Genomic DNA, 25,356 nt, shown 5'->3' with positions numbered 1-25,356 from the left:
AAGTTGCCGTACGTCAGCGCGAAGACGCAGTAGCCCTCGTTGGCGAGCAACGGCGCATAGGTGGCCCAGTTGGTCTGCCTGTTTCCACCCGTTCCGTGAACGAGCACAACCGGATTGGGATGTTCGGCAGTAGGTTTACACAAAAAGTCATTGGATCCAGGAGCTGAACCGCCAGGATTTCCCAACTCCTGAGGAACACCGGCAAGGAAGGCATTGGGCACGGGCAACGGGGCCTGAGCCGAAGCCACGGAGGTGAACCCGACAAGCATCAGAGCGGCAAGAACCACGCCCCCGAACAACCCGATTCTGTGCACGACCGACTCCTCTACGAGAGATGCGAACCGTGCAGACGCTAACAAACTAGAACGCGTTATCAATCCGTTTCGGCAAAATGCGCCCGAATCCATTCGCGATCCATTTCAGACGGTCTTTTCGTAGGCTCGGCGCACCTCCGTGGAAATACGACCGCGGGCCGAAATCTCGAAGCCCGCACCCTTGGCCCATTCGCGGATGGCGGCACTCTGATCGCGGTCCGCAACGGGACGGGATTTGGTCACCGCTCCGTTGACTGATTTGGCGGAATTCGACTTTCTCGCATGAAGAATCCACTTTTTCAGTGCATCGCGCAGTTCCGCGGCGTGGGCGGCGGTCAGATCGATTTCGTAAGCAACTCCGTCGACGGAAAACTCCACAGTTTCGTCCGCGGGCGATTTTTTGTCCAGATCGTCAACCATCGTGACAACAACCTTTTTCACCACGACCATTCCTCCCCAGATCCTTCGATAAGCAGCGACAATAGCACCTGGACAAACGTCCTGTCTTGGCTCGTCCGGATGATTGGGACTGATCTCCGCCGGGTATGCCAGTCGACTTGTCTTGCGACAAAGACAGTGCCGATACATTCCTTGCGGCGCATCGGGGGATGCATCCAGACGTGGGAATCATGACAGACGACGGCTCGAGACAAGACCTCTACCGAGCGCAATCTTCGCCTCCAAGAACGGCACTCTCGCCAGCATCGCTTACAGCGGACCCACGAATTTCACCATCTCCGGACGCCCTGCGATCCGGCACACCGCAACCGTCACAAACATCCCGGCGGACAAGGAATGCGATCCGCCCTCAGCACAATTCGATGTCGTCACCACACCCGGACACTCCACAGCCGAGGTCATGGTCGTCCTTGTCCAGTCGGATCAGGGACTACCTGAGCACTCAACCAGGGCACGATCGACCAAATCATCGCAACAATTCGAAAGTCCGAGACTCAGGCGACCGCATGGATGAATCCTTTGCCGCAGGCGAATGTCGTTGGGAACTAATCGAATCCCAACTTCGAGCGCTCCCCGCTGAACTGGTCGAGCTGGAGAACTCACCCAGATTCATTTGGTTCTCCGCACCGCCGATAGCCGACGACGACGCCGACTGTGAACCGTATCGAATACCTTGGGAGTGCCCCAACTGAAAAAGGTTCGGCCGCAACATATGCGGCCGAACCTTGATCGAAGTAAAGCTAGCGAGCGGACGGACGAACGATCGGGAAGAGGATCGTCTCGCGAATACCGAGACCCGTCAAAGCCATCAGCAGTCGATCGATTCCCATGCCGGTGCCGGTGGTCGGCGGCATGCCCTGTTCCATCGCGGCGAGGAACTCCTCGTCCAGCACCATCGCTTCGTCGTCGCCTGCCGACGCGAGGCGCGCCTGGTCGACAAAGCGCTCACGCTGGATGACCGGGTCGACAAGTTCGGAGTAGCCGGTCGCCAACTCGAATCCGCGGATGTACAGGTCCCACTTCTCGGTGACACCCTTCTTGCTTCGGTGATCACGGGTCAGGGGCGACGTCTCGACCGGGAAGTCACGGACGAACGTCGGCACGTACAGCTGATCGCCGCACTGGTGCTCCCACAACTCCTCGACGAGCTTGCCGTGGCCGTAGCCCTTGTCCTTGGGAACCTCGAGGCCTACCTTCTCCGCCAGAGCGAGAAGCTCGTCGACCGTCGTATCCGGCGTGACCTCGGTGCCGATGGCAGCTGACAGCGACGGGTACATCTCGAGAACCTGCCACTCGCCACTGACGTCGTATTCGGAACCGTCGGCGAGGGTGAGGACCTGCGTGCCGAATGCTTCCTGCGCAACTTCCTGGACGAGTTCACGAATCATCTTCGCGGAATCGTCGTACGTGCCGTAGGCCTCGTACGTCTCGAGCATCGCGAACTCGGGCGAGTGAGTGGAGTCGACGCCCTCGTTGCGGAAGTTGCGGTTGATCTCGAAGACCTTCTCGATACCGCCGACGACGCAACGCTTGAGGAACAGTTCCGGCGCGATACGCAGGTACAGGTCGATGTCGAGGGCGTTCGAGTGCGTGACGAACGGGCGAGCTGCCGCGCCGCCGTGCAGCGTCTGCAGCATCGGCGTCTCGACCTCGAGGAAGCCGCGGCTCTCGAGCGCATTACGCAGCGCACGGACAACAGCGACACGCTTGCGGGCGTTGTCCCGAGCCTCGGGCCGAACGATCAGATCCGCGTAGCGCTGACGCACCCGGGACTCTTCGCTCATCTCCTTGTGCGCGACCGGCAGAGGACGCAGCGCCTTGGACGCGATCTGCCAGGCGTCGGCCATCACGCTGAGCTCACCCCGACGGGAGCTGATGACCTCACCGTGGATGAAGACGAAGTCGCCGAGGTCGACGTCGGACTTCCAGGCAGCCAGTGCCTCTTCGCCGACGCCGGCGAGGCTGATCATGGCCTGCAGCTGGGTACCGTCGCCTTCCTGCAGAGTCGCGAAGCACAACTTGCCGGTGTTGCGCATGAAGATGACGCGGCCGACGACGCCGACCAGCACGCCAGTCGCCGTGTCCGGCTCGAGTTCCGGGTACTCCGCGCGGATCTGCGCGAGCGTGTGGGTGCGATCGACCGAAACCGGGTACGCCTCCTGCCCCTGCGCCAGGATCCGTTCACGCTTCTCGCGCCGGATACGGAGCTGCTCGGGGGTGTCGTCGACTGGCTGGGCTTCTACATCACTCACGGGGTACAAGACTACTGGGCCGTGTCCACCGCGTTTGTTGCTGGTAGCACCGCGGCGACCGCGAGCACGATTCCCGACAGGAAGTACAGCGCAACCCTGACGTGATTCGACACCGTCCAACCCGCCTCGTACGACGCCCATGCGGCTGCATCGGTAGCGCTGACCGAGGCAAAAGCGTCGTTGCGGGGGACGTGGTAGATCGCTGTCACCGCGAAGGACGCGAGCACCCCGACGCAACCGACAACGGCAAGGACCCAGCCGTCCGGTCTGGAGATCGCTGCCCAGATTCCGGCGGCGATCGCGGTGAGCGCCGATCCGACGAGTGGCAGCAGCAAGGCGCTCCGCGGTGCTTCGACGTTGATCGCCTGCATCGACGTGATCGCGGCGTGTGCATCGACCGACCGCAGAGCGGGCATTACGAAGGACGAGAACGCGAACAACGCGCCACCGGCAACGAGCGCGCCGAGCGCAGTCACGCCGACGAGCAACTCCAAGAAGATCTCGGATTTCTTCACGACCAGACCCCCGTTCGAGCAGCCTCGGCGGCAAAAGTGGTGAAATCTCGAGCGGGTCGTTCCAGGACCTCTTCGACGACGCCGGTCACACTTTGATTTCGTCCGTCGAGAACCTCGGCAAACAAGTAAGTGAGCAACTCCACGACATCACTCGGGACGCCAACTTCTGCCATGCCGTCGGAAAACTGTTGCAGTCCAATTCTTTCGAATGACACCGCACGCCCCGACGCCGCCGAAATCGCCTCAACCGCCTCCGCGAAGGTGAGCAACTCCGGACCCGTCACCTCGAGAACTCGACCGAGGAGGTCGGTTCGAGTCAATGCGGCGACCGCCACGTCAGCGAGATCGTCCACGTCGATGAACGGCTCCCCCACTTCACCGACCGGAAGTTCCAGGTGGCCTTCCCGAATCGGATCGAGTAGATACCCCTCACTGAAGTTCTGGGCAAACCAGCTGGCCCGCACCACAGCCCATTCCAGACCGGTGTCGGCCAGAACCTGCTCGGCTTTCTGCGCCGCCGGTTCACCGCGCCCGGACAGGAGCACCATGCGACGAACCCCTTCGCGGTACGCAAGCTCCGCGAGTTCCTCGATGTGGGTGCTCGATTCCGGCACTGCGAGGTCCGGCGCATAGGTCACGTATGCCGCTTCGACGCCGGACACTGCAGGCTGCCACGTCGTCTGATCGTTCCAGTCGAAACGCGTCCCGGATGTTCTCGACGCGATTCGGGTACGGATTCCCACCGCCGTCAGCCTCTGCGCAACGCGCGCACCGGTCTTACCGGTACCACCGATCACTACTGCCGATTGAATGTCGCTTGTTGTCGTCATGTACTCATTCGACCGCGGAGCGTCAATACGATCCATAGTCGAAGGTCGCAAAAACATACGTCAGCGTCTACCGTCGAAACATGGATGCATTGTCGATGATGCTGGCCGGATCGCGGGCGGAGGGCGCTTTTCTGCTGCGCTCGCTGCTCGATCCACCGTGGTCATTACGTATCGAGGACCACGCACCGATCACCGTGCTGGTTCTGGTTCGCGGAAGCGCAGTCGTCGTCTCCGACACCGGACAGACAGAAGATCTCGAGGCCGGCGACATTGCACTCCTGCGCGGCCCCGATCCCTATACGGTCGCCGATCACCCGGACACCCCGGTCCACGTACTCATCGACGAGGCACAAAACTGCGCCGCAGTCGACGGATCGACACTCGAGGACATGTCGGTTCTCGGCGTTCGCACCTGGGGCAACTCGACCAGTGGCCAGACCGTCATGCTCACGGGCACATACCGTTTGGACTCCTATGTCAGCCGTCAGATCCTCGACAGCCTGACACCCGTCGCGGTAGTGCGACGCAGCATCGAAACCGCGCCGATGACAAACCTTCTGGAACAACAGATCGCCGCCGACGGGCCAGGGCAGGAAGTGTTGCTGGACAGGCTCCTGGACCTGGTCCTGATCTCGGCGGTCCGTACGTGGTTCGCCGAGAACCCGAATCGATCACCGCGATGGATCAAGGCCTACGAGGATCCCGTCATCGGGCATGCCTTGCGGCTCATACACAATCGGCCGGAACACCCCTGGACGGTCGCGAGCCTGGCCCAGGAGTCCGGCAGTTCACGAGCAGCCTTCGCGCGCCGGTTCACCGGTCTCATGGGGATCGGACCCGTCGGCTATCTGACCGAGTGGCGCTTGTCGGTGGCGGCAGATCTACTCGCAGACCCGGCACGAACGGTGTCCTCGATCGCGCGAGAAGTGGGCTACTCGAGCCCCTTTGCGCTCACGACGGCCTTCACCCGCCATCACGGAATGAGCCCGAAGATTTACCGCCAGACCCGCTGTGCGCCTTTATTAACCGCCCGCGGTTAATAAAGGCGCACAGCAAATACCTCAATGAGCCGAAACCGCCGCCAACTCGCGGGAGCAATGACGAACTCCGCTGAGAGCACCGAGCAGTCCGGCGGCCTTGATCGCCTGGTACCCGCCCACGAGATCGGTTGCCTTGTGCAGACCCAACTGCTGCAACGACGCTGCGGCCAGGCTCGAGGTGTAGCCCTCGGAGCAGACGATTACCCACTCGACGTCGTGGTCGGTGGCTAACGCGAGGTGTGCGCTGCTGGTGGGGTCGAGTCGCCACTCGAGAACGTTCCGCTCGATCGCGAGTGCACCGGGGAGAGTTCCCTCGATGGCGCGCTGCGCCTGCGGGCGAATGTCGACGAAGATCGCGCCGCGATGGAAGGCTTCGGTGAGCTGGAAGACGTACATACGATCGATCTGTGCGCGAGCGTCGTCGAGCATTTGGTCGATGGTCATTTGGTGCCCCCCTCGGGCAGGTCGGTCAGCTCGGTACGGGTGCGACGAAGAGTCCGGTGATCCGTCACTTCGTAGAAGGACATTGCCGTCAGCGGCGGCGAGTAAGCGTGAACACTCAGAGTCGGTGCATCAGAGCTGATTTCGATCGGAGCACCAGGAACATCCGTCGAACGCACGACATCGTGAACCCAGCCGAGCGGGAAAGAAGCCTGATCGCCGGCGTCGAGCTGGCGTTCCACCAGGGCGTCACCGGCCCAACGGAATTCGGTGAGAGAACCACTGAGGACGGTCAATGCGCCGAACGAACCTGCGTGGTCGTGCAATTCGGTGTTGCGTTCGGGTACCCAGCTGATGAGCCACACATCGACGTCGTCGTCCGCATGCAGGCGAGTGGACCAACGATCGAGCGTCGGGAAGGCGTCGGGAATGAGGTGGTCGAAACGGCCGTCGAGCACGCCGTTCGCTCCCTCGTCGGTCAGTCGCAGCAAATCGGCCGGGCGAAGGCGGGTAGGCAACGACGCACCACTCGGACGGCGTCCGGACGCCCCACGATTAGCACTACGACCTGCGGAAACAGCACGATCAGCAGCGAGAGTAGGGGTCAAAACAGAGAGATCTGCAGAATATGTGGATAGCACGAGCTAGCTCCAAGGAATGTGAATTGGTCAAGGCAGCGGTCAGCCTCGACAACACTCCTGAGCACCCATGCAGCGATTCACGAGCACCATTGTGGCATAACTTTTGCAATCGCGAAACTGCTGGAACGAAACCATCGATCAGGCGACCGGTCGTCGACCGGATCCACGACGCGCCTGATTGCGCTCGAAGACCAACCTCAGCCCCTCGAGAGTGAGGTCCCGTTCGAGGTGGTCGATAGTGTCGGATTCGGGAATGATCAGCGGTGCGCTGTCCCCGGTTGCGATCACGGAGACGTCGTCACCACCGAACTCCGGCAGTTCGTCGCGTACGCGGTTGACCAATCCGTCGACGAGGCCGGCAAAGCCGAATACCGCACCGGACTGCATGCATTCGACGGTGTTCTTGCCGACCACCGAACGCGGGCGCACCAATTCGACCTTGCGCAGCGCAGCGGACTGCGACGCCAAGGCATCGGTCGAGATCTCGAGTCCGGGCGCGATGCAGCCGCCCAGAAACTCACCCTTGGCGGAAACGACGTCGACACAGGTCGACGTACCGAAGTCCACGACAATGCACGGACCCTCGTAAAGATGGTGAGCGGCAAGACTGTTGACGATCCGGTCGGCTCCCACCTCTTTGGGGTTGTCCACCAGCAGTGGCACACCGGTGCGAATACCCGGTTCGACCACCACATGGGGAACGTGACCCCAGTACCGCTCCAGCATCACGCGGATTTCACGCAAGACGGACGGCACTGTCGACAGCGCCGCAACGCCGGTGATCTCATCGACATGAGTACCCAACAGCCCACGGAAGGTCAACGCCAACTCGTCGGCAGTCATCCGAGGGTCGGTTCGCATTCGCCAGTCCTGCAACAGCTTCGAATACTCACCAGTCCCGGAAAACAACCCCAGAACGATATTGGTGTTCCGCACGTCGACCGTGAGCAGCATGGATTACACCAGGCTGGATTCGCGCGAGGCCTCGAGTGTCGACAGCATGCGCGGGGTGATCAGACCCGAACCCTCCGGCGCGTGAGCCGGGTCTGAGCCGAGTTCGATCTGCTTGTTGTCGGCATCGACGAAGACGACGCGCGGGGAGTATTCCTTGACTTCCTGCTCGTTCATCACGCCATAGGCGATGAGGATTACCAGGTCGCCCGGCTTGACCAGATGCGCTGCCGCACCGTTGATTCCGATGACACCGGTTCCGCGCTCGCCGGCGATGACGTACGTCTCGAGACGCGCACCGTTGTCGATGTCGACGATGCACACCTGTTCACCCTCGAGGAGGTCTGCGGCGTCCATCAGATCCTGGTCGACGGTGACGGAGCCGACGTAATGCAGGTCGGCGTGAGTCACGGTGGCGCGGTGGATCTTCGACTTCATCATTGTGCGAAACATATCCAGGTCCTTACTCGTGAAAAGTGCTCAGTGAGACAGCAGGTCGTCGATGGCGTCGGCGGATGGGTCGGTGTCACGCTCGAGGAACCCGGTTCCCACCGCGACACCGACGTTGTCGATCAAACGGGTGGTTCCGAGCTTGGCGGCCACCAACAGTCGGCCGTCACCTCTCTCGGGCGCGGGGCCCAGATCGACGCCCCGAACCTCGAGGTAGTCGACCTCGATTTCCGGAACAGCTGCCAGAACAGCGCGTGCGGTTTCCAGAATTGCTTCCGCTCCCCCGGACGCCGCGTGTGCACCGGCGATCAGAGCAGCGGACAGCGCGACCGCTGCGGCGCGCTGGCCCTCGTCGAGGTAGCGATTGCGAGAGGACAACGCGAGGCCGTCGAACTCGCGGACCGTCGGAACTCCGATGATCTGTACATCGAAGTTGAGATCCCACACCATCTGACGGATGAGCGTCAGCTGCTGGTAGTCCTTCTCACCGAAGTACGCGTGATTGGGTGCCGCGATCTGGAGCAGCTTCGCCACAACCGTCAGCATTCCGGCGAAGTGAGTGGGGCGCGCTCCGCCTTCGAGTTCGCTACCCAACGGGCCCGGCACGATGGTGGTGCGCTGGCCCCGCGGGTACATCGTCTTGGCGCTCGGCGCGAACACCAATTCGACGCCCTCGGCGCGAAGCAGGTCGAGATCCGCATCGAGAGTGCGCGGGTACGCGTCCAGGTCTTCGCCCGCACCGAACTGGAGCGGGTTCACGAAGATGGAAACGATCACGACGGCGCCGGTGACCTTGGCCTGACGAACCAATTCGATGTGGCCGGCATGCAACGCACCCATCGTCGGAACGAGCGCCACCTGACGCCCGACACCTCGCAGTGCCCGCGAGACGCGCCGAAGCTTGTCCGGATCGTGGTGCACCGTCAGTTCGCCGCGCTTGTATCCGCCCTGCAGATCACTCACGACGGTCACCTCCCGTTTCAGTCAAGATGTCGAACAATTCGGTGGGGGCGCCCACCCGCTGGGCCGATCGCAAGGACATCGCCCGATAGCCGGCAGCGAGCTCCGGATCCAGTTCTGTCAGTACGCGCAAATGTGTGTCGACGGCAGCAGCGTCGCCGCGTGCCACCGGACCGGTCAACGCCGAGGGACCGCGTCGTAGCGCGTTGTCCAAGGCTGCCGACAGCAGCGGCTGCAGGACACGCTCGGCCACTCCACCCGGATCTCCGTCGACCAACTGTTGACCGAGCAGCTCGTCACCTTGCAACGACGCTCGCAGCGCCTCGACGGCGTCGACCACGAGCGTGACCAGGTGATTACTGCCGTGAGCCAGTGCCGCGTGGTAGAGCGCTCGGTTCTCCTCGCGCACTCGGACGGGCTCGCCGCCGATCTCGAGGACCAGTGACTGCGCGATCGCGTAACCGATATCGTCGGCAGCAGTGATTCCGAAGCATGCAGACGACAGCCGTGCGGTGTCCTCGTCGTGACCGGTGAACGTCATCGCCGGATGGATAGCCAAGGGCAGCGCGCCGAGTTCGGTGAGCGGAGTCAGGATCGCGATGCCGTTGGCACCGGACGTGTGGGCGACGAGCGTGCCCGGCTTGACGGCTTGGGTGGCCGCGAGACCTCGCACAAGATCCGCAAGCTGGTCGTCAGGAACGGCAAGAATCAGCAGTTCGGAGCGAGCTGCGACGTCGGCGGCCGGAAGAATTTCGGTATCGGGAAGCCGCTTCACAGCGCGGGCGACCGAGGCACTGGAGACGGCGGAGCAAGCGCTGACAACATGACCGGCTCGCTCCAATGCGGCACCGACAGCTGTTCCGACCCGTCCTGCTGAGACAATTCCTACCGTCAATCGCGCAGGTGCAGGCCCATTAGTGATCCCGAAGGAAGTCACCGGATTCCTCTCGTTCGTTCCAGTCCCGCTCGGCGGGTACCAGACGTTCTGCGTCCGAGGATAACCTTCGCCCGAACCGTCATGCCATGACCGGGCGAGTGATCTGCGACTCAGTCCTCTCGGCGACGACGTCGACCGGAGCCTTCGGACGGGTTGTTCGAACTCAGGTTCGCCATTATTTCGGCGACGGTCAATCCGTTGGAATGAGCACCGCTCGCGGCATCTTCCGGAGCGGCACGGCGACGACGGCGCGGCTCTGCGTCAGGCTCCGCAGCGGGTTCAGCTTCCGTGACAATCTCGGGAACAACCTCGGGCGCCTCTTCGACGACAGCGTCTTCGATGACGGCGTCTTCGATGTTCGGGGCCTGGGCGGGAGCCTTGACTTCAGGCTCGACGGGCGCGACCGGCTCCGGATCCTTCTCCACCGGAACGTCTTTCACCGTTCGTGACTGTGTGGAACCCGCCGGGGAACTCTTCGGTGCCTGGTTCCCGCTCTGATTCTGTGGCTTCTGCGTCTCTTGAGGCTTCTGCGTCGGGATGACGCGCGGCGCCACGAAGCTGCTGTCACGCCACGACGTCTCAGCGAACACGACGGTTGTCTCAGCAGTCACCGGATCGTCGTTGGGCGATGCCAAGCCGCCGACGTTCGGTGCCGGTTGGCTGGGTCCGTTCTGGCCGGCGCCGGGAACGTACAACCCCGACGGTGCCGGCTGGTACGCGCCGTACGAACTACCGCCAAGTTCCGGTACTCGCGTGGAATCGGTCTTGAGCGCGGTCTGTTCGGGCAGCAGTCCACCTTCGAACAGTGCTTCGAGGTTTCGGCGCAGCGCCACCAATTCGGCGCGCAGCCCGGCCAGTTCCTCCGCGTCCGCGGTCACCTCACGTCGCACGCGACCTTCGACGCTCAGTTCGTACTCACGTCGAGCCGAAATTTCACGTTCGAGCTGCAGTTCGTACACGGTCTGCAGATCGGCAACCTTGGCTTTGTCCAGTGCCGACTCACGCCGATACTTGGTCATGGCGATAGCGCCGAGGGTGGCTGCCCACAGAGCGACGACCAGTCCCACCCGAAGAAGCTGAACGCTGTTGCTGAAGATCAGAAACAGCGAAGCAATGACAGCAAGTGCCAGAAGAGCAGCAATGATCATCTGGCTCGCGCTGCGCTTGCTTCGGCGCGCAGACTTCGATCGACCAGAATTTGTCATGGTTGCCAGGGTACTTGCCGAGACCGGGGTCGCCACGTACCTCGGTGGGTGATTTGCCGACCAGGCTGTCAGTGCGCGGGCTCGTCAGGTGTATCTTCCGGCGTCTTGCAACAATGTTCGAGCCACAGAGCTGCCGCTACCAGCGCAATTGCGGCGCCCAACCCCACCCACGCGCCCGGCGTGTCGGAGGCTGCGGCCTGCAGAACCGAGCGCTGTGGGATGAGATACACCAGCACTCCGACCCAGACACCGACGGTAGCTGAACCGACCAAAGCGGATGCTTTGGCCAATGCCAGCGCTCGGGCGGCGGTGATGGGATGAAGCTGTCTGAGCCCGTCTCCGACCTGACGGTTCTTGACGCGTGAACGAATGACAAAAGCGAAGACCGCCTCGGCAACGGCCACGAAGTACAGCGACGCTCCCGCATAAACAGGGATCGGCGGCATCGAACCGTAGAACACGCGAATCAGAATCCAGGTGGCCACAGCGGCAACCGCAGCCAGGACCGCGAGTTCACTGATCCGGGTCGGCTTCAAACCCTTGCCTTCTTCGGTCACCGCGCAAGCACCACATCGGTAGTGCGCACACCTTCACGCTCAGTGCGATCGAGGCCGTCGAGAATTTGTGCCACCGACAACTTCTGGCCGTCGACGATCAGCGTCGCGTCAGGCTCGACGTCCAGCCAGGGAACGAGAACGAATGCCCGTAGATGCGCTCGCGGGTGCGGAAGTGTGAGCGCGGGATCGGAACTGACGACGCCTTCGCAGTCGACCACGTCCACGTCCAGGCTCCGGGGTCCCCAACGCTGTTCGCGCACCCGGTCTGCAGCTTCCTCGAGTGCTTGCGATCGGCGAAGCCACTCAGCGGCGTCGGCCTCGGGATCGTCGACCACCACCACCGCGTTGTAAAAATCCTGCTGCTCGACGCCACCCCACGGCGCCGTCGAGTAGACCGGTGAGACAGCAACGACGGCGCTGCCCAACCCGTCGACAACGGACTGCAGGTGAGCCACGCTGTCGCCGATGTTGGAACCGATCGACAGAACAGCGCGCGTCATGCCGATCTGGTCCGATGTGCGACGACGGCGACGTCCGCAAAAACCAGCGGAATCGGTGCCGACGGTTTGTGGACCACGACCTCGACGCTCTCGACTCGCGAATCTTTCATGACGTCGTCGGCGATCTCAGCGGCGACAGTCTCGATGAGATCGCGCGACGGGCCGGCGACGATGGCTGCGGCGGCTTCCGCCAACTCGCCGTAGTGCAGGGTCTGGGTCAGATCGTCCGACGCCGCGGCGGGAGCCAAGTCCATCCACACGGTGATGTCGATGAAGAAGTCCTGACCGTCACGCTTCTCGTGGTCGAACACTCCGTGATTGCCGCGAACCTTCAGCCCGCGCAATTCGATTCGGTCCCCCATGTCAGGCCCTTTCTCGTCCACGGTTCCAGGCGTCGACCACGGCAATGGCGTCGAGCGAGGCTTGTGCGTCGTGCACCCGAACTCCCCAGGCACCCTCACGTGCTGCAAGGGCCGAGACCACGGCCGTCGCAGTCTCGCGGCCACCAGGTGGACGGGGATTGCCGTCGGGATCGCTGAGCAGAGACCCGAGGAACCGCTTTCGGGAAGCGCCGACCAGTATCGGGAATCCGGTCGCGTTGAACTCGGGTAGTGCACGCAACAGTGCCCAGTTGTGGTCGGCGTTCTTCGCGAACCCGAGGCCGGGGTCGAGGATGATCGACGACGAATCGACCCCTGCCTTCAACGCCAGATCGACCTGCGACAGCAGTTCGTCTCGGACGTCGCGGACCACGTCGTCGTAGTGATCGGCGCTGCCACGATGGACGTAGTCACCGGCCGAGCGCCAATGCATGAGGATCCAGGGCACTCCGGCGTCGGCCACAACGGATGCCATGTCGGGGTCTGCGCGACCACCCGACACGTCGTTGACGATGCCTGCGCCCGCTTCGATCGCGGCGGCGGCGACGGAAGCACGCATCGTGTCGACGCTGACGCGAATTCCGGCTGCCACGAGTTCTTCGATCACCGGGGCAATACGGTCCGCCTCGAGTTTCGGATCGACGCGGGTGGCTCCGGGGCGCGTCGACTCGCCGCCGACGTCGACGATGTCGACGCCTATGCGTTGCAGTTCGAGCCCGCGAGCGATCGCCGCGTCACGATCGAGAAATTGACCACCGTCGGAAAACGAATCGGCGGTGACGTTCAGAATCCCCATCACGACCATCCGGGCCGGATCGCTACCTGCAACGGGAGCCGCGGACATCTCGCTCACTTACGAAGGATGAGGTCCAGCGCTTCGGACCGTGAGGCCGCGCTGGATTGCAGGAGCCCACGAACCGCTGACGTGGTCGTGCTGGCTCCAGGCTTGCGGATACCGCGCATCGCCATGCAGAGGTGCTCGGCTTCGATGACGACGATGGCTCCACGCGGGTCGAGCTTGCGCATCAAAGCATCCGCGATCTGGCTGGTCAGGCGTTCTTGAACCTGCGGACGCTTGGCGTACAGATCGACGACGCGCGCGAGCTTCGACAAACCGGTGACCTTGCCCGACTTACCCGGGATGTAGCCAACGTGAGCAACACCATGGAAAGACACCAGGTGGTGCTCGCACGTCGAGAACATCGGAATGTCTCGCACGAGCACCAATTCCTGGTGACCCTCGTCGAAAGTTGTGTTCAACGCGTCGTCGGGCTCGGAGTACAGACCCGCGAAGATCTCCTTGTACGAGCGCGCAACCCTGGCCGGCGTATCGAGCAGGCCTGGGCGCTCCGGATCTTCACCGACCGCGATCAACAATTCCCGTACGGCAGCCTCTGCCCGCGCCTGATCGAACGGGCGGCCCGTTCCGAGCGACACCAGTTCACTGGCCACATCATTCACCGACAACCGAACTCTCCTCGAGAATTGTTCACAGGTCCCCCGCCGCAGAGCCTAGTGGCGCAAGGTCAGCGGGATCCGTCCGGTCCGTCCCAGCGAGCGGTGCTCGGGCCGTCGTCCTCAGCCGAATGATGCGGCGGCGGAGTCTGCGGCTGTTCCGGTGCGGGGCTCTGCCACTGGTTTTCGCCGGTCGGGTTTCCCCGGTTCGGATCGGCGAAGGGTCCACCGTCCGGGTACTGCACCGGGTAGTCGGGCTGCGCGGGGTAACGACGGCCGGGGTGCGACTGCTCGGGGTACGCCTGCTGTCCCGGGTGCGGCTGACCGTACTGCCCCTGATCGGGCTGGGGCTGACCGTGTTGGGGCTGACCGTACTGGCCCTGCGACTGGTTCGGCGGGGTCGGATTCTGTCCACCGGTGTACCCACCCGACTGCTGTCCGGGGTACGTCGGCGACGGGTTCTCACGCGGAGGCCAACCCGGTGCCGACCATCCGGCGGGCGCTCCGTAGTCGGGTGTTCCCGGTTGCGGAGTCTGCTGCGGAGCACTCGGCTGCGGGTACGAGGGCTGTGCGTAGCCGTTGGAAGGTCCCTGGTTGCCGTTGTTGGGGAGACCACCGTTGTTGGGGACACCGCCGTTGGGTGCACCGCTGTTGGGTGCGCCTGCCTTGACGAGAACAGGTGCAGCAGCGGGCTCCGGCCACGTTTCGCCGCGCTCGATCGCGAGTTCGCGAGGAGTCTTCACCGGCGGACGATCCGAAGGCGTGCGCCCACCGAAATCGTTGAAAGCCGTGATGCGGGGACGCTTTTCGACGCCGGCAAGGATCTTCTCGAGGTCCTTGCGAGTCAACGTCTCACGCTCGAGCAGTTCGGTAGCGATGAGGTCGAGCGCATCGCGGTACTCGTTGAGGATGGCCCACGCTTCGGTGTGCGCCGCCTCGATGAGGTTGCGCACCTCCTCGTCGATTTCGCGGGCGATCTCGTGCGAGTAGTCGGACTGAACGCCCATCGAACGGCCGAGGAACGGATCCCCGCCCTCCTGTCCGTAGCGAACCGCGCCGAGCTTGGCACTCATGCCGTATTCGGTGACCATCGCGCGTGCGATCTTGGTCGCCATGTCGATATCGGACGACGCTCCGGTGGTGGGCTCGTGGAACACCAGCTCCTCGGCGGCGCGTCCACCCATTGCCATGACGAGACGAGCGATCATCTCGGAACGCGTCATCAAACCCTTGTCGTCCTCGGGCACGGTCATCGCGTGACCGCCGGTGCGACCGCGAGCGAGGATCGTGACCTTGTAGACCGGCTCGATGTCAGGCATTGCCCAAGCAGCCAGCGTGTGACCGCCCTCGTGGTACGCCGTGATCTTCTTCTCGTGCTCGCTGATGATGCGACTCTTACGCCGCGGTCCACCGACAACACGGTCCACCGATTCCTCGAGCGAGGCTTCGGTGATGACGGTCCCGTTTTCGCGTGCGGTGAGCAGCGCAGCCTCGTTGATGACGTTGGCAAGATCGGCGCCCGACATTCCGACGGTCCGCTTGGCGAGGCCTTCGAGATCGGCGTTGGGATCGATCGGCTTGCCCTGCGAGTGCACTCGCAGGATCGCACGGCGACCGGCGAGGTCGGGGGCGCCGACCGGAATCTGGCGATCGAAGCGTCCCGGACGCAGCAGTGCTGGGTCGAGGATGTCGGGGCGGTTGGTTGCGGCGATCAAGATGATGCCGGTGCGATCACCGAAGCCGTCCATCTCGACGAGCAACTGGTTGAGCGTCTGCTCGCGCTCGTCGTGTCCGCCGCCCAGGCCTGCGCCGCGCTGACGACCGACGGCGTCGATCTCGTCGACGAAGATGATGCAGGGGCTGTTCTGCTTGGCCTGCTCGAACATGTCGCGAACACGCGAAGCACCGACACCGACGAACATCTCGACGAAGTCCGAACCGGAGATAGTGAAGAACGGGACGCCGGCTTCGCCTGCGACAGCGCGAGCGAGCAGCGTCTTACCGGTTCCGGGAGGGCCGTACAGCAGCACACCGCGCGGAATCTTGGCGCCGAGCGCCTGGTAGCGAGCCGGGTTCTGCAGGAAATCCTTGATCTCGTACAGCTCTTCGACAGCCTCGTCCGCACCGGCGACGTCGGCGAACGTGGTTTTCGGCATGTCCTTGGTGAGCTGCTTGGCCTTCGACTTACCGAATCCCATGACTCCGCCGCGCCCACCGCCGCCCTGCATCCGGTTCATGACGAAGAAGAAGATGCCGAACAGAATGATCATCGGCAGCACGAACAGAAGGATCGACGTCAGCCAACTCTCCTGAGTGACCGTCGTGTTGAACTTGTCCGCTCCGGCGCCTTCGACCTTGTCGAAGATCTGCTCCGACGCACTCGCGGGGTACTTCGCCAGGATCTGCGTCTTACCGTCGGTGGCGTCGTTGCCGTTCTTGAGCCACAGACGAACCTGCTGCTCACGGTCGTCGATCTGCGCCGACTCAACATTCTTGGCGTCGAGTTGGGATATCGCGACCGAGGTGTCGACGGTCTTGAAGTCGCGGGTGTCGTTGCTGAAGTAGCTGAAGGCATAGATCACCAACAGCACGACGGCTACGAGTAGCACGTTACGGAACACAGTCTTACGGTTCATACAGGTCGGCCGATGTGGCCGGTCCTTTCGAGAGTGCGGGTCTGCCAGGTCGCCTTCCGGCTGCCAACCGGACACCTGCAGGTTACCGCGATCGGCCCCATCGATGCCCGCCAGCGGCCGTGCCGCTTGGTTGGAACGGTCGTCACTGTGTTCAACGTGCGCATTGCCGATCAGGTTCCCGGGCTACGTCGCAGCACAGTTTCCTGTGAGCGAACATGCTCATAGTGGTTATCGTGCGCTTTTCCGACGCTCGTCCGTCGTTATTCGTCAGGCCGTTTCGGAGAGGATTCCCGCAACAGCGTCAGCGGCGCCCGATTGGTCACCGTCGATGATCCGGTGCGCGAGCTGATCGAGTCGCGCAGACAGTCGCGCCGAGGACTCGGGCACGTCTGCCTGCTTGGCGATGGTGTCGTCGAGATCAGCCAATAAGCCGCCGCCGGCCAGGTGCCTGACGCAGCGCCATGTCTCGGCGAAGTTTCTCGCGGTCCCGTCGTCGGTCAACATCGCGACCCGAAGCGCAGCGTTGGGATTCGACGCCGCCGCCCGAGCCAGGCCGGCCATGATCGCTTCCCTGGCAGCAGTCAGTTCGTCGACGGTTCGGTCTTGCAACCGCACTCCCGAGTCTGCAGACCTACCCGCGTCGGGCGTCGGAGCTTCGCGAATCACCGCGCCGTTACCGTGCTGGATTTCGACTCTGCCCCGAATCTCGAGGGCCACGAGCGCTTGAGCCAGCGACGCTCGACTCACGCCGAGTTCGGCAGCCAGGCTGCGTTCGGGAGGAAGCCGATCGCCGGGCGAAAGGCCTTGAGCCTCGATGAAATTCGAAATGTGCTCGGCCAACTGCTCATACAGACGCGGACGCTTCAATCGTCCGGGCAGGCCCGAGCGCGAGCCGGGCGATGACGTCGAATTCATGCCTCGGAGTGTACTTGACAAATGGAGCAGTGGCAGAGAGGCTAGGCCAATTCTAAGTGATGCAGACCACAAGCTGGTCGCGAACGGATTGAGAGTTCGATGGCAAATGTCATAGCCCTGTCAGTACTTGTCCTGGTGTTCGTCATATCCACCGTGAGGTCGGTGAACATGGGTGCGCTTGCCCTGGTGGCTGCCTTCGTCGTCGGAACGCTGGTCTTCACTGTCGATACCAGCGAGATCCTCGACGGCTTCCCGGCCAGCCTCTTCGTCATCCTGGTCGGCGTCACCTACCTGTTCGCGCTGGCCAGAAACAACGGCACGGTCGATTGGATCATTCACGCGGCGGTCCGTGCGGTCAGAGGACGAGTGGCCCTCGTGCCGTGGGCGATGTTCGCGGTGTGCGCGGCCGTCACCGCCATGGGCGCGGTCAGTCCCGCTGCCGTCGCCATCATCGCGCCCGTGGCGATGGGCTTCGCCACCCGCTACCGGATCCACCCCATGCTGATGGGCTTCATGGTCGTCCAGGGCGCAACGGCGGGCAGCTTCTCCCCTATCGGAATCTTCGGTGTGATCACCAACGACGTCATGCGCCAGAACGGCCTCCCGTCCAGCCCGGCCTTGCTGTTCGTCTCGACCTTCGCGGCCGCGGCCGTAGTTGCCGCAATCGCGTACGTCTCGTTCGGCGGTCGCGCATTGATTGCACGCGGCGCCTCGGAGCGCGTGCTTGTCAGCGCAGTCGGCAACGCGTCTGGCGGTGGCGACACCATCACCGGTTCGGGTTCCGGCGACAGCTCGAAGGGTGGCGGCAAGTCCTCGGGTGGGACCGCTCCGCACGAGGGAGCACTCAATCTCGAGCGGCGACTCACCCTGCTCGGGCTGGCATCACTTGCACTCGGCGCCTTGGTCTTCGACCTCGACGTCGGATTCACCGCACTGACCGTCGCGGTACTTCTCACCCTGATCTTCCCGACCTCCGCCCGCGGCGCCGTCGACAAGATCAGCTGGGGCACCGTCCTCCTCATCGGCGGAATCGTCACATACGTGGCCCTATTGCAGAACCAAAACACCGTCCAGTGGCTCGGGGATTCGGTAGCTCACGTGGGCATTCCACTTCTCGCGGCGTTCCTGATCTGTCTGATCGGCGCGATCGTGTCGGCGTTTGCATCCACCACCGGAATCCTCGGTGCACTCATCCCTTTGGCAATTCCCTTCCTCATGACCGGCCAGGTCAATGCAACCGGCCTGGTTATCGCACTGGCAATCTCGTCGTCTCTGGTCGATTGCAGTCCGTTCTCGACCAACGGCGCACTGGTGGTGGCGAACGCCGCTCCGGAAGAACGCGACGTGGTGTTCGGGCTGACGATGCGGTGGGGCATGACCATCATGGTGGTGACGCCGATTCTCGCCTGGTTGCTGTTCGTTGTTCCCTGGTCCGTCTGAATCTTCGCTCAAAGAAAGGGAACTCGCGATGAACAGCGAATCCACACTTCTGCGCTCCCTCGACCCCCGCATCTTCGACGATCACGGAGCGGCGGTCAGTTTCGGCGAAGGCGCGACCCTCTCTCGCGCCGACTTGTTGGCCGCCGCCACCGCGGTCGCCGATCGAATCCACGGTGCACAGCGAGTGGCAGTACAAGCCGCCGCCGGCCTCGAGACAGTGGTCGCCGTCGCTGGCGCGCTGATCGCCGGTGTTGCCGTGGTCCCGATCCCACCGGACTCCGGCCCGCTCGAACGTCAGCACATCATCGCCGATTCCCAGGCCGAACTGATACTCGGAGACGGACCGTCGGATTCGATTATCCCGTTGATTCCCATCGATATTCACGCGCGATCTGCGACGTCCTATCCCGAACCGAGCGCGGCAGCTACCGCACTGATCATGTACACCTCAGGAACCACCGGAGCGCCGAAAGGCGTCGTCCTCTCGCGAGCAGCGATCGCAGCAGATCTCGACGCACTTGCCCACGTGTGGAATTGGACTCCGGAGGACACACTTGTCCACGGACTGCCCCTCTTCCACGTCCATGGGTTGATTCTCGGCGTGTTGGGCGCATTGCGCGTCGGTTCACCGCTGATTCATACCGTCAGACCAACTCCGGATTCGTATGCCGCAGCGGGTGGCTCGTTGTACTTCGGTGTTCCGACCGTCTGGTCACGCGTGTGCGGTGAGCCCTCGGCGGCAGCAGCATTGCGATCCGCGCGCTTGCTCGTGTCCGGAAGTGCACCACTTCCGGTTCCATTGTTCGAGCGGATGAAATCGCTGACCGGATTGGCTCCCGTCGAGCGCTACGGCATGAGTGAAACCCTCATCACCGTCAGCACGACGCACGACGGCGAACGTCGCCCGGGTTGGGTCGGGCACGCCGTTCCAGGAGTCAGGACGAGGTTGCGCGGCGAGAACGGCGAATTGTCGGCGCACGACGGAGAGCAGCTTGGGCAACTGGAAGTTGCGGGCGCCATTCTCTTCGACGAGTACCTCGGAAACCCCTCGAAGACAGCGGAATCCATGACCGAGGACGACTGGTTCCGCACCGGCGACATCGCGGTGATCGACGACAGCGGATTCCACCGCATCGTCGGCCGCGAGTCGGTCGACATGATCAAGTCCGGTGGATACCGCATCGGTGCAGGCGAGGTGGAACAGGCACTTCTGGCATACCCCGGCGTTCGCGAGGCCGCCGTCGTCGGTGTGCCGGACGACGATCTCGGCCAACGCATAGTCGCCTTCATCGTCGGAGATGTAGCCGACTGCGCGGTGGTTTCGGACTTCGTCGCCGAATCGCTGTCGATCCACAAGCGCCCTCGTCAGGTTTGTCTGGTCGACAGCTTGCCCCGCAACGCTATGGGGAAGGTGCAGAAGAAACTGCTGACGCTCTGAAGGCAAGCCTATTCCATCGAAGCGTGCTCGGTCACTGTCGGGTCACCACGACGGCGGCGTCAGCCATCCGATCGTGGAAGCCGCGGACGTCCGGTGCGCTACTGATCGAAACGATGATCGCGATCGAAATAGCGACTGTTACAAGAGAACCGAGAATGCTCGCGACACTGCCCAACGACATCGAATTCAGCATGCCGACGAGCTCGTCACCACTACCGAGCATGGCCAACGCCGAAACAGCCGATCCGAAGTACATGGGGATCACGAATGCATTCCGTTTGAAGGACTGCGCCAAGGCCGGACGTGCACCTCCTACCGAGCGAACCCCTATTCCGAGGGCGAGTTTGCCCAGGGTTACCCCGAATGCCGACTCTCCCCATATGAAGTACACGATCGAACCGATCCCGATCAGCAGGCCGATCAGACCCGAACTTGTCCGGTAGGAATCGAAGTCGAATCCGTTTCCGAGCGTCGCGGTGGAGATCATTCCGCCGACGACCGACACAACTGCGAGAATGGCAAAATCGATGAACCGCGCGGCAACTCGTATCCCGGCGCCGGCCGGCCGAAACCCACCAGGCAGGAGTGGAACGCCGGTCGGCCCATACCCCGGGTTCGGTTGCGGCACGGCAAATTGCGGCACGGCCGGTCGCGGTGCGGACGGTTGCACAAGGTCGCCACTGGAGCGGGCCTCCGGTCCGCTCGAAATGAACGTCTCGGTCGCAGGTTCGGGTTCGGATCCGAGTAGACCGAATTGCCCAGCAGCCCTTCGGTCCAATGCCGCATCCACAGCCGGATCACCCAGCGCTTCGAGCCACGTCACAAGATCGTCGTACGTCGACGGATTCGCAGCGATCGCCGGCCGCAACTCCGGCGAACTCGATGCGATCTCGAACAGCACCGCCGCCGGAGTCCGCGGATCCGCAGCCTCGAGAGCACGTCTCGAAGGCTGCACGGGCACGGGCACCGGCGCAGGCACGGGCACCGGCACGCGGTCAGGTTCAGGTTCAGGTTCAGGTTCAGGTTCAGGTTCAGGTTCAGGTAGACCGAATTGCCCAGCAGCCCTTCGGTCCAACGCTGCATCCACAGCAGGATCACCCAGCGCTTCGAGCCACGTCACAAGATCGTCGTACGTCGACGGATTCGCAGCAATCGCCGGCCGCAACTCCGGCGAACTCGACGCGATCTCGAACAGCACCGCCGCCGGAGTCCGCGGATCCGCAGCCTCGAGAGCACGCCTCGAAGGCTGAACGGGCTGTCCGAGATTCGGTACCGCAGCTGTAACCGTGGTGGCCGACGCGAACAGTTGCACCCCCGCATACAAATTCCGAACAGCCGGTGAGACTGTGAGAGCGAGAGCAACCAGAACCACCAGCACCGCCATGGCGAGATCGAATATCCATGCACTGTAATATATTTCACCATACATGGCCGACTGCACCACGAGACGAGCGATCATCAGGACGAGCAAGCCGACACAGACTCCAAGACCGACCTCGCGTGACGGGCGAGGGTCGAGCGAAGAATACCGAAGCGACAGTGATCTGACTCCGACGACGGCAAGAATCCCGAAGAGTATCGCGAGAACAGCGAGCACTAACGCATCTCCCCACGGCACGATGCCAAATTGCGTTGCTGCCATTGCGATCTGAGAGAATCCAACACCGAAGCTCCACACCGCGATCAACAGCATGCCGTTTCGTGCCGCTGCGAGCCAGACGTATCCGGGGTGCGTCCCGTCGCCGACGGATGCAACGCCGAATGGAATGAATGTAATTGCGGCTGCGGCAATCAAGAACGTGATGCCGTAGTACGGACTAGCCGTGACCGTGTGGAACAGCTCGACACTTGTGCCCTCGCTGATCGAGTGGAGTAATCCGGCTGCGAGGAGAGCGATGCCGAGCGCGGCGATGGTGAGGCGCCAGGACACAAAGCGTCTGGCGAGACCGACTGCCGCAACACCCACCACGACGATCGGAACGGCCGACGACACGAAGAGAACGATCAGGCTCTCGAATGTCTGCGGCCCGTCGTAATATCGGTAGCGACTGGCGGAGACCAGGATGTAGATCAGCGCGAGTAGCGCCGAGGCCACTGACGACCCCCAAGCCACAAACACAAGCGGCTTCACCAACGCCAACCATCGCGGCGCGGTTCGAGGGTCGATGCGAATTTCGGCCGCGCGCGGTTGAGCTGCGAGCAGGGCGCCGGCAAGCCCGAACCACGCTCCAGCGCCGACCCCGTTGCCGGTGAAAATACTCGAACTCTCACTGAATCGAAACATTCCACGAATGACGTCGTAGACGACAAGACCCACGGCAGTGGCAATGAGGGGTCCGTTGGCCACCAGACGCAGCACACGTATCTGCCCGACATTCCAATTCGGCCCGAGCATTCCGAGTCGCGCCACGTACGGCAGAGACAGGGACACCAGCGACAGCAGTGTCGGCAAAACCAGAAGCACCACAAGAGCACTCGAACCGACGCGGGTTATTGCGACGGTCGCACTCCACGGCAAGAAGAACGACACGAACAGTAGTACCGCGGCTGTCCCGTCGCGGGTGTAGTCACCGATCCGAATATCCTCGAACGCAGATCGCGCCGGTGAATAGCCCTGCGCCGGTGGATACACGCCTTGTGGCTGGGGCAAACCGTCTATTGATGATTCGCTGTGTTGACGCGAGTTGTCTTCGGTCATTCGCCAAGCTCCTCAGATGTGGAAGTGCGCCGAACGGCTCAGGCACTATCGCCGATATTTGGTGGTCCCCGACGAATCGCGATCGTTGCTGACGATCTTGGCGAAGCATTGATCGTTGGCAATCCGCTTCGAATCGCACCACCCGTTGGCCGCATCCGCATCCGCAAACGTCAAGCCTGCGACGGTTATCCACCAACCCCGGAGATCGAAGGTCCGCCATTCGTCACTCCAGAGCAGACGCACCTCCGGATACATGAGACGAAGTTCGAGATGCTGTCGCAGGATCTGGGCAGCAGTCCAATGCACCTGAGCGCCATTGATATCCGCCGCATCGAGTCCGACCCGCTTGGAGGAGATCTGAGCCACCCACCTATTCGCGAGGTCACCGATCACAAAGGGGCGATCGGCGTCGGCCTGAGCCCGGAGGGCGTCAAGACTCGCAGATTCGACGTCGCCCGTTGTCGGCTGCGCGCTACGTGTGGGTCGGATCGGCGTATTGGTGTCGCTTCGCGATGCCGGCCCGGATGTCAGGCTGGTATCACTCGTCCCCTCGTCCTCGCATTCGACGAGTTGAGCTCCTGACGCTCTCGAATTGGTCAGACTCGAAGACTCACCGAGAGTGTTCGGCAGCCTCCAGAAGCTACCGAGGTCGTACAGGAACTCGCGCTGGATCGAGTTCGTCGTGTTCGTCCCATCGGTTCGGGGAAGATAGATCGGCGCATCGGAGAAGTCGAACACCGCCGATGCAACGCTCTGGCCGGTGTCGGTGATCGACACACGAAGCGCGTCGGTGGAGACGATGTCTCCGCCGGGACATGATGCTTTCATTTCCATTAGAACGACGAGACCCTCTGCCTGCGTGCGGTATTCAACCGGCGTCAGGGTCGGTGTCCGTCCGCATTTCGTGACGTACTCGTTGCCTCCGTCGAATTCAGGGACAGCGGGCAGCCTGCCCGGTGCTCCTGACGGTCCGCCGGTCGGTGGGTAGTATAGGAATTCGTCATTGGAGATCGAGGCGAGTCCGTCGTGGGCCTTCGACCAAGACCAGTGGTTGGTGTGGGAATCGAGTGACCAGCTGATGGAGCCGTCGTCGAGTTCGACGGCAAGTACCCTGCCGTCGTTAGGATGGACGAGAATTCGCTCACCGTCCGAGACCGAGTAAGAGAAGTAGTCGCCGATCTTGGTCGACCACAACTGTTCCCCAGTGTCGATTCGGTAGGCCGAGAGCGTGTCCGAGTCGTTGCCCAACACAATGTCGCCGACGATCCGGCGTAGCGAGAAGTGGTCTCCGCCGATGACCGACCACAACTCGGTGCCGTCGTTCATGTCGTAGGCACCGTGCGAGCCGATGTACGGACGAGAGTTCGATGCCGAGACAAGCCACGGTGATGCCGGTGCGTCTTCGTCAACTCTAAATCTCTCGGCACCGTCACGGTCGGACACGATGCTGGAGTATCCGTCCGACGGAAATGGCATCGCGCAGAGGACGCCGGCAAAACCTTGTCCTGGAAGTGCCTCGTAGCCACCCAGATTCGGATTCGAAAGCAGTGCGCCATCGACCGCGTTGAGCGCCGTAGATCCGATGCTCGAGTAATAGACGATGCCGTCCACGATCTCGAACGAATGCGAATCGCCGGATCCGACGCAGTCGGTTTCCGGTGGAGTTGTCGTTGTCCACGCCGCGTCGAGATCGTTAGGCGTACCGCGCGAAATCACCAGCCCGGACTGGCTACCGCCGACAGTGAAGACCGCTCCGTCGGAAACCTCGACCAAGGTGGCTGTATCGGCGTCGACACTCGAACGAATCGCCCCCGAGTCGAGCGAGAAGGAAACGACTCGAGCTGTTCCACCAGGGTTCCTGACGACACAAGGTAGGGCTGCATCGATCGCGGCGGTCGCACACGACACCGTGCCGGCGACCGGCGTTTGCCATCGAATGGATCCGCTCTCGGCGTCGACTGCTACAAGTTGGGACTGCTGGCCCTGCTGTGGACCGACCGTAGTGATCAGAGTCTGTCCCACGTCGATGAATCTCGCCGTTCCATAGCTCGCACCGAGCGAATCCGGCCACAGAAATCTTCCGCCCGGCAGAACCTCGTCAACGTCCAACGACCACCCTGGCGTCGGCTGCGTGGGGTAAGTGTTGACCAGCTGGCCTGCCACCGGTCCATCGGTGTCTCCCGACCGGAGAATCGTGACAACGGTGACGGCGCCTGCGGCGAGGACCGCGACGGCGGTAAGGGCTGCAACGGCAAGAATCCATCCTCGGCCACGAGATCGAGAGGGCGGAGGATGTCCGGCAACCGGAGCCTGCGGTGGTGAAGGCGGGGGCGGTGGGGGTG

The 25,356-nt window shown here is 62.7% G+C and carries 23 protein-coding genes and 1 pseudogene; 3 read left to right on the top strand and 21 right to left on the bottom strand.

What is annotated here, in order from left to right; genetic code table 11:
* The 5 genes and pseudogenes from ABX74_RS09000 to ABX74_RS08980 form a co-directional block, all read right to left on the bottom strand.
* A pseudogene (locus tag ABX74_RS09000) lies at positions 1-269 on the bottom strand (lipase family protein); the annotation flags it as partial.
* Positions 270-419: 150 nt separating this feature from the next.
* The gene (locus ABX74_RS08995; protein WP_047888691.1) at positions 420-758 is read right to left on the bottom strand and encodes a histone-like nucleoid-structuring protein Lsr2; all 339 of its coding nucleotides are present in this window, start codon (positions 756-758) and stop codon (positions 420-422) included.
* Positions 759-1,513: 755 nt separating this feature from the next.
* Positions 1,514-3,025 carry a lysine--tRNA ligase gene (lysS, locus tag ABX74_RS08990; RefSeq protein WP_029254413.1) on the bottom strand — a complete coding sequence of 504 codons (1,512 nt, stop codon included), beginning with the start codon at positions 3,023-3,025 and terminating at the stop codon, positions 1,514-1,516.
* Between the two features lie 11 nt (positions 3,026-3,036).
* Positions 3,037-3,540: an anthrone oxygenase family protein gene (locus ABX74_RS08985; protein ID WP_047888688.1), complete on the bottom strand. Its 504-nt coding sequence runs from the start codon at positions 3,538-3,540 to the stop codon at positions 3,037-3,039.
* The gene (locus ABX74_RS08980; RefSeq protein WP_047888690.1) at positions 3,537-4,370 is read right to left on the bottom strand and encodes an NAD(P)H-binding protein; all 834 of its coding nucleotides are present in this window, start codon (positions 4,368-4,370) and stop codon (positions 3,537-3,539) included. The genes ABX74_RS08985 and ABX74_RS08980 overlap by 4 nt, the downstream gene beginning before the upstream one ends.
* 80 nt (positions 4,371-4,450) lie before the next feature.
* Between ABX74_RS08980 and ABX74_RS08975 the strand changes: the two genes are divergently transcribed.
* The gene (locus ABX74_RS08975) at positions 4,451-5,410 is read left to right on the top strand and encodes an AraC family transcriptional regulator (protein WP_047888687.1); all 960 of its coding nucleotides are present in this window, start codon (positions 4,451-4,453) and stop codon (positions 5,408-5,410) included.
* Positions 5,411-5,431: 21 nt separating this feature from the next.
* On the opposite strand, the gene ABX74_RS08970 is transcribed toward ABX74_RS08975, so the two are convergent.
* The 14 genes from ABX74_RS08970 to ABX74_RS08905 all read right to left on the bottom strand — a co-directional run bounded on the left by ABX74_RS08970 (position 5,432) and on the right by ABX74_RS08905 (position 17,438).
* Positions 5,432-5,854 (bottom strand): rhodanese-like domain-containing protein, encoded by a 423-nt coding sequence (locus tag ABX74_RS08970; RefSeq protein ID WP_003945445.1) that lies wholly within the window; start codon positions 5,852-5,854, stop codon positions 5,432-5,434.
* A complete protein-coding gene (locus ABX74_RS08965; protein ID WP_019746792.1) occupies positions 5,851-6,369 on the bottom strand; it encodes a cysteine dioxygenase in 519 nt (172 codons plus the stop codon). The genes ABX74_RS08970 and ABX74_RS08965 overlap by 4 nt, the downstream gene beginning before the upstream one ends.
* Positions 6,370-6,630: 261 nt before the next feature.
* Positions 6,631-7,446 carry a type III pantothenate kinase gene (locus ABX74_RS08960; protein WP_019746791.1) on the bottom strand — a complete coding sequence of 272 codons (816 nt, stop codon included), beginning with the start codon at positions 7,444-7,446 and terminating at the stop codon, positions 6,631-6,633.
* 3 nt (positions 7,447-7,449) lie between these two features.
* Positions 7,450-7,896 (bottom strand): aspartate 1-decarboxylase, encoded by a 447-nt coding sequence (gene panD, locus ABX74_RS08955; protein WP_003945761.1) that lies wholly within the window; start codon positions 7,894-7,896, stop codon positions 7,450-7,452.
* A gap of 27 nt (positions 7,897-7,923) precedes the next feature.
* Entirely contained in the window at positions 7,924-8,856 is a 933-nt protein-coding gene (panC, locus tag ABX74_RS08950; RefSeq protein WP_170320391.1) for a pantoate--beta-alanine ligase, read from the bottom strand.
* Positions 8,849-9,790, bottom strand: a complete 942-nt coding sequence (locus tag ABX74_RS08945; RefSeq protein WP_019746789.1) for a Rossmann-like and DUF2520 domain-containing protein — start codon at positions 9,788-9,790, stop codon at positions 8,849-8,851. The genes panC and ABX74_RS08945 overlap by 8 nt, the downstream gene beginning before the upstream one ends.
* Before the next feature lie 110 nt (positions 9,791-9,900).
* Positions 9,901-10,995: a DUF6779 domain-containing protein gene (locus ABX74_RS08940; RefSeq protein ID WP_189637323.1), complete on the bottom strand. Its 1,095-nt coding sequence runs from the start codon at positions 10,993-10,995 to the stop codon at positions 9,901-9,903.
* A gap of 68 nt (positions 10,996-11,063) precedes the next feature.
* Complete coding sequence (locus ABX74_RS08935; protein WP_153213529.1) at positions 11,064-11,531, bottom strand: DUF3180 domain-containing protein; 468 nt, start codon at positions 11,529-11,531, stop codon at positions 11,064-11,066.
* A gap of 17 nt (positions 11,532-11,548) precedes the next feature.
* Positions 11,549-12,052, bottom strand: a complete 504-nt coding sequence (gene folK, locus ABX74_RS08930) for a 2-amino-4-hydroxy-6-hydroxymethyldihydropteridine diphosphokinase (protein WP_047888686.1) — start codon at positions 12,050-12,052, stop codon at positions 11,549-11,551.
* Entirely contained in the window at positions 12,049-12,414 is a 366-nt protein-coding gene (folB, locus tag ABX74_RS08925; protein ID WP_003945780.1) for a dihydroneopterin aldolase, read from the bottom strand. Before folB ends, folK begins: the two co-directional genes overlap by 4 nt.
* A gap of 1 nt (position 12,415) precedes the next feature.
* Positions 12,416-13,276, bottom strand: a complete 861-nt coding sequence (folP, locus tag ABX74_RS08920; RefSeq protein ID WP_029254407.1) for a dihydropteroate synthase — start codon at positions 13,274-13,276, stop codon at positions 12,416-12,418.
* Between the two features lie 5 nt (positions 13,277-13,281).
* Entirely contained in the window at positions 13,282-13,899 is a 618-nt protein-coding gene (gene folE / locus ABX74_RS08915; protein WP_019746783.1) for a GTP cyclohydrolase I FolE, read from the bottom strand.
* Positions 13,900-13,958: 59 nt separating this feature from the next.
* Complete coding sequence (gene ftsH, locus ABX74_RS08910; protein ID WP_046377886.1) at positions 13,959-16,523, bottom strand: ATP-dependent zinc metalloprotease FtsH; 2,565 nt, start codon at positions 16,521-16,523, stop codon at positions 13,959-13,961.
* Positions 16,524-16,790: 267 nt separating this feature from the next.
* Positions 16,791-17,438, bottom strand: coding sequence for a FadR/GntR family transcriptional regulator (locus ABX74_RS08905; protein WP_007727006.1), 648 nt, complete (start codon positions 17,436-17,438; stop codon positions 16,791-16,793).
* A 99-nt stretch (positions 17,439-17,537) separates the two neighbouring features.
* Here ABX74_RS08905 and ABX74_RS08900 point away from each other — a divergent pair, with 99 nt between their 5' ends.
* Together ABX74_RS08900 and ABX74_RS08895 are read left to right on the top strand one after the other, a co-directional pair.
* Complete coding sequence (locus ABX74_RS08900; protein WP_047888685.1) at positions 17,538-18,878, top strand: SLC13 family permease; 1,341 nt, start codon at positions 17,538-17,540, stop codon at positions 18,876-18,878.
* A 28-nt stretch (positions 18,879-18,906) separates the two neighbouring features.
* Positions 18,907-20,316, top strand: a complete 1,410-nt coding sequence (locus ABX74_RS08895; protein ID WP_047888684.1) for an acyl-CoA synthetase — start codon at positions 18,907-18,909, stop codon at positions 20,314-20,316.
* A 31-nt stretch (positions 20,317-20,347) separates the two neighbouring features.
* On the opposite strand, the gene ABX74_RS08890 is transcribed toward ABX74_RS08895, so the two are convergent.
* Both ABX74_RS08890 and ABX74_RS08885 read right to left on the bottom strand, forming a co-directional pair.
* Complete coding sequence (locus ABX74_RS08890) at positions 20,348-23,014, bottom strand: RDD family protein (RefSeq protein WP_047888683.1); 2,667 nt, start codon at positions 23,012-23,014, stop codon at positions 20,348-20,350.
* A 45-nt stretch (positions 23,015-23,059) separates the two neighbouring features.
* Positions 23,060-25,356: PQQ-binding-like beta-propeller repeat protein (locus tag ABX74_RS08885; RefSeq protein WP_053062004.1), on the bottom strand; the 2,297-nt coding region annotated here is incomplete at its 5' end.

The organism is Rhodococcus sp. ARP2 (assembly GCF_001029585.1).
GTDB lineage: Bacteria > Actinomycetota > Actinomycetes > Mycobacteriales > Mycobacteriaceae > Rhodococcus_F > Rhodococcus_F erythropolis.
The sequence above is the reverse complement of the archived record's forward strand: the minus strand, read 5'-3'. Positions and strand labels throughout refer to the sequence as shown.